Annotated in this window: 8 protein-coding genes, 2 tRNA genes and 1 pseudogene; 3 read left to right on the top strand and 8 right to left on the bottom strand. The window is 65.7% G+C overall.

Going from position 1 to position 15,139, the window contains the following annotated elements:
* Window positions 1-37: 37 nt before the first annotated feature.
* Window positions 38-196 (bottom strand): annotated as a pseudogene (locus ABD736_RS16390) (helix-turn-helix domain-containing protein); the annotation flags it as partial.
* Between the two features lie 730 nt (window positions 197-926).
* Window positions 927-7,310 (bottom strand): DNRLRE domain-containing protein, encoded by a 6,384-nt coding sequence (locus ABD736_RS12575; protein ID WP_344792123.1) that lies wholly within the window; start codon window positions 7,308-7,310, stop codon window positions 927-929.
* A gap of 1,038 nt (window positions 7,311-8,348) precedes the next feature.
* On the opposite strand from ABD736_RS12575, the gene ABD736_RS12570 reads away from it, so the two are divergent.
* Window positions 8,349-11,033 (top strand): AAA family ATPase, encoded by a 2,685-nt coding sequence (locus ABD736_RS12570; RefSeq protein WP_344792122.1) that lies wholly within the window; start codon window positions 8,349-8,351, stop codon window positions 11,031-11,033.
* Here the strand turns inward: ABD736_RS12570 and ABD736_RS12565 are convergent.
* From ABD736_RS12565 to ABD736_RS12550, 4 genes are all read right to left on the bottom strand, one after another.
* Complete coding sequence (locus ABD736_RS12565; protein WP_344792121.1) at window positions 10,954-11,451, bottom strand: hypothetical protein; 498 nt, start codon at window positions 11,449-11,451, stop codon at window positions 10,954-10,956. The genes ABD736_RS12570 and ABD736_RS12565 overlap by 80 nt on opposite strands.
* Before the next feature lie 117 nt (window positions 11,452-11,568).
* Window positions 11,569-12,030 carry a hypothetical protein gene (locus ABD736_RS12560; protein ID WP_344792119.1) on the bottom strand — a complete coding sequence of 154 codons (462 nt, stop codon included), beginning with the start codon at window positions 12,028-12,030 and terminating at the stop codon, window positions 11,569-11,571.
* A complete protein-coding gene (locus ABD736_RS12555) occupies window positions 12,027-12,767 on the bottom strand; it encodes a hypothetical protein (RefSeq protein ID WP_344792118.1) in 741 nt (246 codons plus the stop codon). Before ABD736_RS12555 ends, ABD736_RS12560 begins: the two co-directional genes overlap by 4 nt.
* Before the next feature lie 47 nt (window positions 12,768-12,814).
* The gene (locus ABD736_RS12550) at window positions 12,815-13,012 is read right to left on the bottom strand and encodes a helix-turn-helix transcriptional regulator (RefSeq protein WP_344792117.1); all 198 of its coding nucleotides are present in this window, start codon (window positions 13,010-13,012) and stop codon (window positions 12,815-12,817) included.
* Window positions 13,013-13,116: 104 nt separating this feature from the next.
* Between ABD736_RS12550 and ABD736_RS12545 the strand changes: the two genes are divergently transcribed.
* Complete coding sequence (locus ABD736_RS12545) at window positions 13,117-13,725, top strand: helix-turn-helix domain-containing protein (protein WP_344792116.1); 609 nt, start codon at window positions 13,117-13,119, stop codon at window positions 13,723-13,725.
* Window positions 13,726-13,734: 9 nt separating this feature from the next.
* Complete coding sequence (locus ABD736_RS12540; protein WP_344792115.1) at window positions 13,735-14,877, top strand: tyrosine-type recombinase/integrase; 1,143 nt, start codon at window positions 13,735-13,737, stop codon at window positions 14,875-14,877.
* 31 nt (window positions 14,878-14,908) lie between these two features.
* Here ABD736_RS12540 and ABD736_RS12535 read toward each other — a convergent pair.
* Both ABD736_RS12535 and ABD736_RS12530 read right to left on the bottom strand, forming a co-directional pair.
* A tRNA-Met gene (locus ABD736_RS12535) sits at window positions 14,909-14,982 on the bottom strand.
* 13 nt (window positions 14,983-14,995) lie between these two features.
* Window positions 14,996-15,067, bottom strand: a tRNA-Thr gene (locus ABD736_RS12530).
* Window positions 15,068-15,139: the final 72 nt, after the last annotated feature.

The raw sequence follows: 15,139 nt of genomic DNA, 5'->3' as shown, positions 1-15,139 counted from the left end.
GCTTCACGACTTCAGCTGTGACCCGTGACGGGCTGCTCTTCGGGCGCCGTGACCGCGGCTCCAGCGCCGCCGCCGGCCCCTCCACCGCGGCACGCTTCCGGATCGCGTAAAACGTCTCCCGCGAGATCCCGTGCTCGGCGCAGAACGTCGTCACCGACCCGCGCGGTGCGTCCGGCGGCCACTGCACGATCGCCAGACGGGCACGATGACCTCGGCCGGCTCGTAGCCGAACCGCTTGTGGACCACCTCGCCGGTGGCCTAATCGATCGCGCAAGCAACCACGCTGCGCGCGTGCACATCGAGCCCGACGCTCGTACGCTGAGCAAACAACTGGGGCCTCCACATTCGCCTGTCGGATAGGCCAGCCGACCCACGCTTACGCGAATCGAGCCCCCAGCCTCAACAGCCCGGCCGAAGACCCATATCGTCTAGCGCACCGGTGGCTGTCTATTCATCGCCGTTGCGCAGTTCCCGACCGCTACTGCCGCCGGAACCAACGAAACCAGGACCGGGGCTTGTGTGCGCCCGCGCGGACTGCATCAAATCCTTCCTCCGCATAAACGGCAACGTCAAGTCGCCATCGCGAGTCCAGCGCTTGGATTTGCGACATTAGATCATCAACTAATTCGCTGTCAGCGCTTCGCGTTATAACGGGGAATGACATAGACGTGTCTCCCTCGTACCTACTCTCGGTCGACAGTTGTTCCGAGGTCAATTTCGCGGCGTATTCCTGCGCGAGGCTCATCTCTTTTTGTCGCAATTCAAAGAGCCGGCGACCAATCGCGTCCGCTTCGGACACCCCCAACGCTTCGATTTCATGGCGCAGTACACCGTCAAACAATTCCCAGGGGCGCGGTATCATCGCAACATTTACCGTACGTGACTCATCTACCCACATGAGATCTCCAATCCAAAAGCTACGGCTCCTACCAGTAAAAATGCATCGTCAATTGCTTTACGCCGTTGTGGTAGACATCCACATGAACGTGTCGTGCCCCGGGATAGTCCTGACCGCGATAAACAACTTGCCAACCGCGGCCCCGGTTCTTCTGCTGCTCCTTTTTCGCCCACTGTTTTGCTGCCGACTCAGCACTTCGACGATTCTTATAGCCAGACTTGCCCAAGTTTATCTTCGCGCCTTGCCGACTATTCACCTTTTTCTTATGGGTGTTTCGATAGTTGATGACAGCCATGACGATTAGCACGATGCCAATGGCAGCCAACACCGCTGCTAGCGCCCAACCCACGGGGTTCCAGTCCATAGACAAGTCGAAGACAACGAGTGCCATGATCCACGCGGCGACCTCGCCGCTGAGGTCGGCCTGATCTATCGGATCATTCGGGTAATTGTATACATTTTCGTTTCCTCCGGAGGTCGGATCGACGCTGGTAAAACGCCCGGACGCTGGGTTGTATATTCTGGCGCCCATGAATAGCAATCCGGCACCGTCGGCGGCCCGTTGCTGTGCTCCGAGCCATCCATAGTTCGCGCCCTCGCTGTGCGGATACGTAGATTGAGGGTTGCCATATTCGTCATAGCTCGAGAAGGCATCAATTCCTATCGCACTCCCGGTCGTCGGTAGAGTCACGGTGGCGACGATGTTTGCCCCCAGGTCGGCGAGGTCGAGACCTGTCGTTGAACTGCCTGCCGCACTCGTCGCGGACGCGGACAAGCCACCGGCAATCGACGAGGTGTACGCCGTGGTACTGACGCCTGACGTGTCCGCGTTCGTGACCCAGTTTGGGTTGTCGGAATCGTCGCCGTAATGATTGGTCGCAGTGCTCGCGCCCGCGCCCACGGTCGTCGCTGTAACCCGCCGGCCGTTCGGGTCGAGCCCGTACGTTGTCGTCGCGTCGCCTTGGGCGATAGTGCGTGCGGAGTCCGTGTCGTAATAGGCCACCGTCACGTCACCGACGGTGGGATCGGGGGCGTCGGAGCCGGGGAGCGTCGTTTGGCGTCCGAATGCGTCGTAGCTGTAGGTGCCGGCCGCGTTTGCGCTGGTGAGCTGCCGGGAGTCTGCGTCGTAGGTCCAGGCCTTGGTCGTCTGCGTGGCGTCCGCGGCGGTGGCGTCGGTGGTGCATCCGTCGAGGTCGTGTGTGGCGGTGAGGTTGGTGCGGTTGCCGTGCTGGTCGAAGGAGTACTGCCGCACGGAGCAGGTGGTATCGCCGCTGTCGGGGTCGGTTGCGTCGTTGACCTGGATGAGGCGTCCGGCGCCGTCGTAGCTGTATTGGCGGGTGTAGCCGGTGAGGGTGTTGCTGGCCCCTGCCGGGGACCAGTCGTGCAGGACCTGCCCGTTCTGGTTGTAGTCGCGGGAGAAGCTCAGCCAGGCGCCGGTCGTGACGTTGCCTTCCGGGTCGGTTTTCTGCCCGTCGTATTCCAGCGAGATCACGCGTCCGGAGTCGTCGTAGCCGAGCTGCTGGGTGATGCCGGCGGGCAGTGTCTGGGTGGTGAGGTTCCCGTCGGAGTTGTACGCGGCCGTGTAGCTGCCGACTCCGGAGACCGTCAGCGCGGTGACAAGGCCCCGGTGCTCGGTCCTGCCGGCAGCGTCCGCTCCGTCGTAGCTGTAGGTGGAGGTCGAGACCGGCGTGGTGACCGTCTTGGTCTGCCCGGCGCCTGGCGTGCCCGGGTTCACGTAAGTTGTGGTGGTGGTGTCGTCGAGGGAGTTGCGGTAGCTGATCTGCCGGCCCCATGCGTCGAAGGCCGCCTCGTCATAGGAGGTGACGTCGCCGGCCGCGTTCAGCGTCGAGGTCCCGATCTCCTGTTTCGTGGTCGTGTCGTAGCGCACCTGGGTCGTCGGGACCGGGGTGGACCCGTCGAGGTTCGAGGTTGCGATGCTCTCGGTGTCCGGGCGGCCGTCTGGCAGGTAGGTGTCGGTTGTGGTGCGCGTCGCTTCGGCGGCGCCGCTGCCAGAGGTCTCGACCGTGGTGGTGGGGTTCAGCCAGTAGTCGTAGCCGGTGACGCGCTTATCTGCGATGTTCACGCCGTGCGCGGGCGGCGCGGCAGGGCCCGTCCAGCATTCCAGTCCCGCCCATTCCGGCTTGCTTCCGCAGGCCGCGTCAGCCGCGTTCGCGCCCGCACTGTAGGTGATGGTCTTCGTGGTCAGGGAGTCTGCTCCGGTGGAGCCGGCCGCTAGAGTCTCAAGCGCCTGCCCGTGCGCGTCGTAGAGCGTTTTGGTGGCCACGTTCGGCTCACCGAAGGAGGAGAGCACCTTCGTGGTCACTGTCGGCTGGCCGAGGGTCCATCCGGAGGTCGGACCGGCGGGGTCGGCGCCGTCGATCGGGTTGTAGCCGTACACGGTGTCGGAGATGACCGTCTCCCCGGAAGGCAGGGCCGTGTCCGGGTTATCGGTGGCGGTGGCCGGGTCGGCGAGCGTCACGGTCACCTCGGTGGGCAGCAGATACGGCTTGCCGGTGCTGGCGTTGATGCCGCCACCGGGCGCACCCAGGTCGTACGCGTAGTGTGTGTGCTGCCGGTACTGGCTGACGATCCCGTCGTCGCTCGTGGCGTCGTATACCGGGGACCACACATCGGTCGGGGTCGTGTCCTTCGGCACGATCGGGTCGTCCGCATCGTCCGGGTTCGGGACCTCGGGCAGGTAGCGGGTGATCGTCTGCGAGGCATCGGGGCCGACGCTGCCGCCAGTCGCGATCTGGTCGACGGCGGCCTGCGTCTGCGCGGCGGTCAGCGAGTCGGTGGGCGTCCCGTCAGGGCCGTAGGCCTGCCAGGTGACCAGCCAGCGGCCGGAGCCGAAGGTGGCGGTGTTGACCGTGTACCCCTCGTCGTCGGTGAAGTACAGCTGCCCGAACGGCAGGTCCGCGGCGGTCGGGGTGCCGGTCACGGGGTGGTCGAGGCCGAACACTGCCCACGCGTGGGTGGGTGGGCTCTGCTGCCCCCAGTCGCTCACCGTCGAGGCGGTCACGTCAGGCATCCCTGCGGCGGTGGGGCTCAGGCCATAGGCGAAGCTCGCGTACGTCACGTCATTGCCGGTGCCGGAGGCCGGGCCGCGGTTCACCTTCTGCAGCTTCCCGGCGCTGTCGTAGTCGTACGTCCACGGCGCCGACCCGGTCGCGGTCTCGGACGCCAGCAGGGTCAGGTTCCCGGAGGTGGTGTACGTGTAGGCGGTCGTGAGGCCGGAGCGGTCGGTGAAGGTCGCAAGCCGGTTCGCGGAGTCGTACGTGTACGTCGCCACCGCCGTCGTCCTCATCGCGGCGGTGCTGGGGTCGAAGGCGGTGTAGTCGACTTCGCTCAACCGCGCTGCGGTCCCCGTGCCGGTGTACGTCAGGGTCAGCGCGGCGCAGCCGCGGTTCAGAGCGCCGGTGGCCGGGCACGACAGGGCGTCGTCGTAGGGCTGGGCGGCGAGGATCCGGGTGATGTGCCCGGCACTGTCGGCGCTGTAGGTGGTCGTGCCCTGCTGGCCGGCCTGCGCCACCCCGGTGGGTGTCCAGGTCGGGGTGCCGGAGGCCGACGACAGCGTCCACGTGGTGACCGTGCCGTCGTGCTGGGTGGCCGTCAGCGTCTTCACACCGCCGCTGCCGGTCACCGCGAGGGTCGTGAGGGTCTGGGCGGTGTCGTCATCCACCGGCGTGTACACGCCGGTCGGGCTCGGCCCGGTGGCGCCGGACGGCGGGTCGAAGACCAGGTCCCCGTCACTGGTCCCGGCGAGGATGATCGCGCCGGTCGCGGCCTGGCCGGTGGGGCGCTTGGCGTTCTCGTCCGCGACGTCCGCCCCGGCGTAGCCGAGGCCGGACCCGTCAAGGCTCGCCGACCAGCCGGGTCCGAAGATGCCGTTCACGGCCGTGTGCGGGCCGGCGTACGAGTAGAAGTCGCGGGAGATCCCGAGGCTGTCAGCCGCCGTGGTGACCGAAACGTCGCTGCTTGAGGTGTTCAGCTCCCCGGTCCACAGGGCCACGGTCCCGTCGCCGGCATCCGCAGTCGGGAACCCGTCGCCGAACGCGTGGGGGATGCGCACCACGGTGACCGCTTTCGTGTCCTGGGTGGGGCCACCGGTGTACGCGTAGTGCACCCGCAGCTGCAGGGTCGTCACCTGACGGGCGTCGATGTCCCCGCCGGTGGCGGTCGTGGTGTCCCAGTCGAACGATGCGGCAGCCGGCGCGGTCGCCGAATCCGGGGTGACGGTCGTCGGGCTGCCGACACTCGTCCAGTCCACGCCCGGACCCGACCACTGCAGCTGCGCCGTCACCGCAGTCGCCGCACCTCGCGGCGGCCCGGAGGCGGCCACGTGCACACTGTCGGCCGTCTTGAACCCCGTCGATGGGGACGTGATCGACGCCGCCCCGTACCCGAACGAGTAGGAGACCGTGCTCGAGACGATAGCGTCCACCGAGGAGCTGTACGCGGTGACCGTGTGCGCGCCGACCGTCTTCGGCACCGAGACCGTCGCCGACCCGGCAGACCCCTTCGTCACCGCCGTCGAGACCGCGGCCACCCCGTCCACGCTCGTCGTGATCTTCACCGGCGCCGACGACACGGAAGAGGCCGGCGTCGTGACGGTGCACGACACGTTCGAGGCCGGCGCGGCCTGCTGCCACGAGCCATTGCTGTACGGGGACGGGCACGAGATCACCGGCGCCGCAGGCTTCGCGATCGCCGTGGTGAACGTGTACATCACCGCATACGTGAACGTCGTCGTATGGCTGTCATGGGCCCCGACCCGCCAGAAATACGCCGTGTTGTCGGACAGGTCCACCGCCACCGAGCACCCGTAGACATGCCCGGAGGAGCCGCCCGTGACGGTGCAGGTGCCGAGCTTGTTGGCCGCGGCGAACGTGTTCGCGTTGTACAGCTCGAACAGCAGCGTCACCGAATCCCCGTCCGGGTCCGTGGCCGCCGCCTGCAGCGTCGGCCGCTTCGACGAGACGTACGGGACCGAGCTGGCCGTGTACTGCCCCGCCACCGACATCGACGTCGGGGCGGCCGTGTAGTGGTTGTACGTGACCGTCAGGCTCGGGATGTACGCGCCCATGTTCGCCGAGTTGAAGCGCTTGTACGACGCGTTCGCGGTCTCGCTCGCCCGCACCTCGAGCCCCACCGTGGTCGCGGCGCCGGTGGCCCAGTACTGCAGGGGCGTGACCACGTTCGTGCTCACCCAGCCCGCGGCGGTGCAGCTGCTGCCGGCCGCCGAGGACGCCGTCACCGTCGAGCCGGTGTTGATCGCCGGCTGGTTGTTCCAGGTGATCGACGGGTAGGCGATCGCCGAGTTCGCCGGGTAGATCGTGAACGGCGTCGCCGTGCAGCTTGATGAGTGCTCCGCCCATAGGTTCAGCGTCGCCGACAGGATCTGCGTCCCCGAGATCGGCACCCCATCGAAGCGCACCAGCGCCCGCGCCACATGCGCCCCGCTGTCATACGTGCCCACATGCAGCAGCGTCGCCGCGTTGTAGTTCGTCGTCGGGAACCCCGAGTCGATGTACGTATCCGCCGAGTCCGACCCCAGCGACACCGACGGGTCCACCACCACCGGGTACTGCGCCGCATCCAGGTACTCCTGCGACGGCTGGACCACCAGCGCGGGCGCCCCGTCCACGCTCTCCACCTGCTGCGCCGCGACGCCGGTGTGCTCCGGCGCGCCCGTGCGGGCATCCGACTGAGCATCAGAGACGACCGCTGGCCCCAGGCCACCGACCACCTTCCCCGCCTTCGTGGTCACCTGGACGACCGTGTCCCCGGCGTTCGTCTTCGACGTGAAGAACAAGCCGTGAGAGACCACCGGCAGCACCAGCTTCGCCGCATCCGCCGACGCCGGCTTCGACTTCAACACCAGCGACTGCTCGAACCCCGTGCGCGTGGCCTGCACCACCAGGTCCTGACCCGGCCGCACATCCTTGTACGTCGCCGTATCCCCGGAGATCACCGGCTTCGGCAGATCCCCCTCCGGCCACGACAGCGCCACCGAATCCGTCCCCGCCCGATCCGACACCGACACCAAAGGCGACGACCCAGACCCGGCACCGCCCGGGTTCAGCACGAGATCGTTCACCGGGGACACCGGCGCGATCGACCCGTCGGCTCGCTTCTGCAACGACAGATCGACGTCCCGCCAGCCGTCCTTCGCCGACGCGTCTCGCACCCGCGAGATACCCGCCGTCGACTCACTCGTGAACGATCCATCCGGGTTCGCGAACGTCTGCGACGTCTCCGTCCGCTCCGACAGCACCTCCACACGCTTGCCCTGCGCGCGAGCATCCACCTGCGCCGACACCACATCCGGCGCCACCGTCACCACCGCGGGCTTCGCCGCCTTCGGCGCCGCCGACGCGACATCCCCGGCCCCCGGCACCAAGACCGTCACGACCAGCAACGCGGCCGTAGCCGCCGCGACCGAGCCCAGCCGGCCAGCAAACAAAAGGAACGACCCTGAACGAGCCACACCGACTCCCGCTTCACTGCGAGAGCCCCAAGCGCCCACACCAGGCGCCGATCGCTCGCTGGACTAATTCATAGACCACGCCACATCGCTAGACAACAGTCTGGGATTCCCCACAACAGGGGCATTGGTTCGCATCGAGCAACGATCATGCGCTTCCGATCCGACGCACGTGTCGCGCAATTCCGTGAAGATGAGAATGCCTTATGTTTGAGTTCTGCGCCGCACTTCGCGGCGACACGTCAGGCTCGTGCTTCAAGGAGGAACGCAACATGGCATGGCGATTCGTTGTCTCGGCAAACACTCCCGGCAACTATTCATGGCACCTCTACTCGGCAAACAACCAACAGGTCGCGTGGGCCGGTGAGAGCTTCGCATCCAAATACAACGCCGACCGCGCCGCAAACGCCTTCAAGGCAGGCGCCTCTTCCGCTCGCTACGAGATTTACACGGACGCAGGAGGCAAATATCGGTGGCGAGCCTGGCGCTCAAGTGACAAAGTCGCAGCGTCCGGAGAATCGTTCGCGAGCGAGGACAGCGCTCGTCGGGCCGCGGAGAATGTCCGCATGAACGCTGGCAGCGCAACGGCCCCATAGACACGGGGCCGGCGCTCTAACCGCCCCGCGTCGGCCCGCGAACAAAGATCTGCGACCGCTGTGCCCGCGCGAGCTTCAGCATCAAAGGAACCCGGTTTGCCGAGTCGCGCCACCTTTCCGCGATGGCCGAGCCCCGCCCGAGAAAAGAACGAGCCGGCCAAGGCCATCGACGAGGCCGAACAGCCCAGCTGATTGAACTCCAACCGCGATCCTGACCAGAGATGAGATCACCAAGGTTCACGGCAATGCACGCACGCACCATGGGTGGAAAATCGCGATTTGCGCGCGAGATCAGCCACTCGCGGCACAAGTACATAGTGTGCGGGGCGGTATTGCGCGGTGGAAACGAGGGCAGGCTTCACAAGGGGTGAAGCAGGCGATCGCCTACGCGTTCGGCGGCGTCTGCGACGCAACCCTGACCGCAAAGACTGCAGACGGCGGCATAGCCGCTGCCAATTATGCAGACGCCGTGATGACGCGGTACATCGTCGAACACGGAGCAATTCGCGACGATCTCCTCACCCGAACTCAGCTGCGCGACTGGGTCGACGGGGTCGATCCCCTGGCGGGCGAGCGCCGAGGAACCCGCCGAGAGTGGCCAGACGCTGACCTCGTACTGGATGCGACGATAAACGCGCCGAAGACATACTCGATTGCCGCCATGCTGGATCCCGAGCTCAACGCGGCATACGAGGATCTTCAGGATCGACTGCGCGACCGAATCGTCAAGCTTTGGCAGTCCGAGCTGAATGCTCGACGCGGCCACGCCGGCGCAATACGCGAGGACCTCAAGCGGATCGAGGTTGTCGAGCTACGCCATGAGCGCTCCCGATCGCTGGACCCGCACAAGCACCGGCACCTGTGGCTGAACGTGCGCGTGCAGGGTACGGACGGGAGGTGGTCGAACCTCGATACACGGGTCGCGATGCGGTTCCAGAACATCGTCAATGCCGAAGGGGATCTCGGCGCGCGCACGGACCCCGCATGGATCGGTGCCCTGGCTTCGAAAGGGCTCACGCTCAACGCAGATGGCGAGATCGAGCAGCTTGCCCACCTGGTGCGGCCGCTGTCAAAGCGCGCCGCGCAGATCGAAGCCAACAAAGCGGCGCGCATCGCCTGGTGGAAGGAGCAGCACCCGGGGCAGGAACCGTCCCGCGGCGTGCTCACGCAGATCGATCGGTGGGCATGGGCAGCCGGCCGCCCCAACAAGCCGACAATAGTGAACGAGGATGACTGGGGCGCCGTCGTCCGCAGCGAGATCGGAGAGATCGACCCCGCGCTCGGAAGCGCGCGCCGCCCGGTCACGCCCACCGCAACCGATATCGCAAGTCTCGATCTCGCGCTCCTCGCCGCGAAGGCGATCGTCGACGCCGACACCCGGTCGACCGGAACGGGCGGCCGATTCAGCGTCATGGACGTCCGAGCCGGCGCCATCCGTGCGCTCGCATCATCCGGCGTCGTTGCTGAGCGCGACCAACTCGACGCGCTGCTTGACTCGGTGACCTCGGAAGCGATCGGTGCCTTCACGGTAACGTTGCTGACAGCGCCCGACATCCCCGCGCATGTCAAGCGGCTGATGGCAACGAACACTGCCACGCTGAAGACGACGCTCGCCGCCCGCATCGACGCACTCTCCGCTCCCGGCATCCCACTCATCCAACGAGACATCGACCTGATAGCGCGCGCCCTCAGTCCCGACAAGACACTCGACGCAAACCAGACCCAGGCTGCGTCCGAGATCGCAGGCACATCGCGAACCGTCGCAATCTCTGGACCGGCGGGTACCGGCAAGACCACGATGCTCAAGGTCGCCGGCGCTGCGCTGCGTCGGCAGGGGCGCAACATGATCATCATCGCGCCGACGAAGAAGGCTTCGGCCGTCGCGGGGCGCGAGACGGGCAGCGCCTCATCGTCGCTGCATCAGTTGCTGCACGACTACGGGTGGCGGTGGTCTACCGATGAAACGGGCGCCACGAAGTGGGCCCGCTTGAAGAGCGGCGAGCTCGATCCGCAGACCGGCGGTGTCTACGCCGGCGCGAGAACCCGGATCCTTCCCACCGACCGCATCGTCGTCGATGAAGCCGGGATGCTCGACCTCGAGGCCGCCAGCGCCCTCGTCGACGTGGTCGAACGCACCGGGGCGAACGTGGCCGTTGTGGGCGACGAGCGCCAGGCGCTGCCGGTCGGGCACTCCGGCGCCATGGCGCTCTTCTGGCGCCGCGCAGCCAGGCCAATCGAGCTCACGTCGATCTACCGCTACAGCGACCCGGACTGGGCTGACCTCACGCGGCGACTGCGCGAGCCTGATACGCGCGAGGCCGAGAACGTCGCGCGCGAGCTCGTCGAGACGGGGCACGTCGCTTTGGTGCATAACGCCGCGGCCGCACAAGAGACGATGGCGGATGCTTGGTTCAACAGTCGCCACCACGGCGAGACCCTCGCCCTCGTCACCGCGACACACGCCGAGGCGCAAGCAGTTGGCGAAGCTATCCAGAAACGACGTCTCGAAGCTGGCGAACTGCGGGCTTCACAATCGATCGTCGGCCAGGCGGAACAGATCATCTACGTCGGCGACGTCGTACAGACGCGTCGCAATGATGGCGCCGCAGACGTGCAGAACCGGCAGAGCTGGGTCGTGAAGTCGATCAGCCGGGAACACGCGGTACTGGCGTCCGCGTCTGACTCGTCGGACCTGCGCAAGATCACCCGCAGCTATGCAGCCGCACACCTGCATCTCGGCTATGCGTCCACCGTCTATGGCGTGCAAGGTGAGACCACCGACCGCTCGCTCGTCGGCCCGGGAGTCGACTCAGCCGGCCTCTACGTCGGGCTCACACGCGGCAAGCATCAAAACGCGACGGTGGTGATTGCCTCGACCGATGCTTCGGCTCGCGCGCAGTTGGCCGAGACGATGCGGCGGGGAGGCATCGAGGAGACCATCGCGAAGTCGAGGACAGCGGCGATGGCGGAGCTCACCAGCGCGGCAAGTGCCGTGGCCGCTGGCCCGGCAGCGCTTGCGAATCGGGATCGGTCTGCTGTCGAGCTGCGTTGATCGCTTGACTCGACCGCCGGTCGGACACCATACCGCCGACGCACAGCTCATGGCCCCGAGCGTTGCCGCCGAACAAGTCACCGTCATAGGAATCGAAACGAAGAAGTGCCACGCCGAGGTCATCAGCCCGGTAGTAGGCGGTGGGTAAAATGCCGCCTCGGACGAAGATGATGGCCTCGCGACCGTCGACCGCTGCACTCGCGGCGGCATGTTCGACGTACTCGTCCTCGAGGTTGCCGTGGCGATTGAACACCCACGCCAGGTACGCCGAGCTGTACAAGTCGCACACCTGCCGGCCTGCTCTCAACGTCAGCATCGTTTGGCCGGCTCCGAGATAGACCATCCACTCGCGGCAGAGCTCGAGCGCTTCCCTGTCAGAAGCTCTGTACTGCCAGGATCTGAACGGTCTGTTCGTCACGGCCCTAGTGTGCGTCTCGCCACCGACTTCGACGAGAGCTGCGCAACTGCCGCGCAATCGCCGTCATGCACCGGCAAGGAAACCCACCCCTCGAAGGGGGCGGGTGGTCTGGCTTACTTATTGCACCCTCGAGAAGGAAGCCGAGGCGGCGCTCGGTCTACAACAGCGGCTGCCTCGAGCGTCGCGTGGGGACGTTCCAGACTCACGCAGCCTGCCGCGGTGACCCTGGCCCGCGATCGCGCTTTGCGCAGCTGCCAGATAGCTTCCAACGCTTGATGCCAGCGCTGCGGCTGCGTGCAAGTTGTCGAGAGCTTCAGCGACGCTCGCGGCCGCGTTTCGCCTCTCGTCGTCCTCTGTGAGATCAAAGTCATCGAGGGATTCCGCGAGCCGTCCGCCAAGCTGATTCAGCGCCTGCTCGGCGCCGCACCCGAGTGCCATCTTCAAGTTTCCAAGCACGCGATAGGCCACGGGCGCCGGCACTGAGCTCGCGTTGATGGTGAGGTGATTGATCGCCCTGATCGCCTCGTATGCCTCATCAGCGAGTGAGATCAGCCCCGGCTGTTCCTCTTGCTCAGTCATTGCGTGCTCCTTCCTCTGGACTCGATGCGGTAGGCCCACGCCGCCCGCTCTGCGCGTAAGACGCCCTGCGCAATGCCGAGCAACCGCTTGAGGGTCGCGATCTCGGCGCGCGCCCGGCCGGGGTGGATGTGAAATGCGCTCGCGATCGCGTCAGCATCCTGGCCAGGGAAAGTCGCCACCTCACGTAGTCGGCCATCGTCAGGGACGCACTCAAGTAGCACGGCGGGCGTGATCGGGAGACCGGCGTCCGCGGCGCTGAGCGCGCCTCGCACCGTGTATGTGGTTAGGTACACGCGGTGCCGGAGTCTTGCCAGCGCGGCGGGGCGCAGCTCATGGCGAGCGGCTACAGCTTTGGTGCCGTCCGTGCTCAGCATCAGATCGACGACTGCGGCCCACTCCTTCTCTCCGACGTGTTTGGCGACCATCGACGTCCAACGCCCGGCCTCGAAGCGACGCTCCAGCACTGCAAGGGAGTCGGCAGTGGCGAGTGCATCCAGGTTGTCAGGAAGCGCATCTGGCCGAGATGGGCGCGCATGCAGCCACTGGCGGAGCACGTTGCGGGTAATGCCAAACACGAACTCGTGAGGTGAGCCACGGGTTGGGTCATATCTCGCGCTGATGCGCCATACGATTTCGCGCACCGACTGAAGCACAACGTCAACGTCATCGGCCGGATCCCAGATGTGGGAACGCACGAGATCGCGCATGGAGTCGACCTCCCCGAGCAACTCGCGCATCCGAGCATCTGCGGTCGAGCGCGAGCGCGCGGTCACCCGGGGTAGATCTAGACCTGTGCTGCTGTCGTGCTGCGAGCGCTTGCCTCGAGCCATGCGATCACCTCGGCACGCTTGTAGAGCACGTGATGTGGGGTCGGTTTATAGAAGCGAGGACCCTTGCCCTCGTAGCGCAGCTGCGCAAGCGAAGCGATGGAAAGTCCGGTGATTTCCGCAACTTCGGCGGGTTGAATGAATTCGCCGCTCATTGTCAATCTCCTTCGTTTCGACAGAATTTGCCTAGTGATTCTGTCGAAATCACAATAGATAAGAGCTGCTGCATTTACAAGAAACTGATGGATAATCTGTCGGAATGGCGGAACTATCATCCGGACGGAGCATCGGCGGTCGAATCAAACGCATACGCCGACAACGCGGCTTCGCCTCCGCAAAAGCACTTGCTGACGCGTGCCCTGGCGGCAATATCACCGAAGCTGTTCTGACCAATATCGAATCCGGGAGACGAAGCGACCTTCAGGTCAGCCAGCTGCTCAACATCGCCCGTGCTCTCGATGTGCCACCGAGCATGCTGCTTGCCCCAACAACCGAGCCGAAATCAGAGCTCGATCTGCCCAACCTCAGCGCGGACTTTGACGGCATGACCGCAGCCGAATTCGACTGCTGGTTCTCGGGCACGCCAGCAAGCTGGTACCGGCCGCGGCGGGCAGCCGAACGCATCGACATCGAGTTGCAGAACACGCTGCGCGAGCTCGGAACTCTCGAACGAGAGTCGGAGCGACTTCGGATCGTGCTCGATGTGCAAGCCTCCTCCGGAGACGCGGATCTCGCGAGTGCGAACAACGAGGTGCGCGCGCGTGCCGACCGGATCGCCGCCGAAGCAGCGCGGGTTGCGAAGCTTCTCACGGAAGCCGGCGTGGTCGGTCTCGAGCCGCCGACTCCCACTCACCTCGGTAACGGGTAGGTCAGACCCATGGGAAGCATCACCGCGTACGACTCGGCCGCCGGCAAGCGCTATCGCGTGCGCTACCGCAAGCCAGATCACTCCCAGACCGACAAACGTGGTTTCCGCACCAAGCGCGAAGCCGAGCTTTTCCTCGCCTCGGTCGAGTTGAAGAAGGCGACCGGCGAGTACATCGACCCGGCCGCGGCTCGAGAGACCGTCGGGAAGCTCGGGACTGCGTGGCTCGCGTCTCGCTCACACCTCAAGCCGTCCTCGAACTACGTCTACGAGTCCGCGTGGCGCCTGCACGTGAAGCCGAAGTGGGGCGGCCTGCGCGTCGGGACGATTCGCCACAGTGACGTACAGTCCTGGGTCAGCGAGCTCAGCTCCGGCGGTGCCACCGGGAAGCCGAAGTCAGCCACGATCGTGCGCCGCTGCCACGACATTCTCGCGGGCATCCTCGACACTGCAGTGCGCGACCATCTCATTCCCTCGAACCCGGCACGCGGGGTCAAGCTGCCGCGGAAACTCGGTCGCGAGCACGTCTACCTCTCCCATCAGAAGGTCGCTGCACTGATCAAAGCCAGCGGCGACCATGCACCCGAGGTCGCGACGCTCGCGTACACGGGGCTGCGATGGGGCGAGCTCAGCGCGCTGCGCGTACGTGATCGCGACCGCGCTCGCCATCGGCTCAACGTCGTCGAGAACGCCGTCTATGTGAACGGCCGGATCGTCGTCGGCTCCCCGAAGACGCATGAGCGCCGCAGCGTCCCCTACCCGCAGTTCCTCGACGCAGCGCTCGACGAAGCCTGTGCTGACAAGAATCCCGACGAGCTGATCTTCGACGACGGCCGCGGCGGCTATCAGCGCACTCCGACGATGACGGTGAACTCGTGGTGGGATCGCGCGCTGGCGGATGCCGACCTCTCCCCCATGACCATTCACGACCTGCGCCACACCGCCGCTTCGCTTGCGATCAGCGCCGGGGCCAACGTCAAAGCAGTCCAGCGCATGCTGGGGCACGCTTCGGCCGCCATGACGCTCGACACCTACAGCGACCTCTTCGACGACGATCTCGACGCCGTGGCCACGCAGCTTGACCACGCTGCTGATCCAAGTGTGGGCAAAATGTGGGCAACCGGCGACGCCAGAGCAAAGAAAAAGGCCCACTGAGGGGCCTTGTTCCCTGTGTTTTCAAGGACTGTAGCTGAGGCGGGACTCGAACCCGCGACCTCACGATTATGAGTCGTGCGCTCTCACCAACTGAGCTACTCAGCCAAGAAAAGAGAAGAGCCCCGAGTCAGGATTGAACTGACGACCCCTTCCTTACCATGGAAGTGCTCTACCACTGAGCTATCGGGGCGCTGGCCGAGCAGCGAAGCGCGCTGGCAACCTGCAAGAGCATAACAGAGCAAGGGTGCCGCTTTGAAATCGA

It is taken from the genome of Gryllotalpicola daejeonensis (assembly GCF_039538145.1).
Lineage (GTDB): Bacteria > Actinomycetota > Actinomycetes > Actinomycetales > Microbacteriaceae > Gryllotalpicola > Gryllotalpicola daejeonensis.
This window is presented reverse-complemented; position numbering and strand designations above follow the sequence as displayed.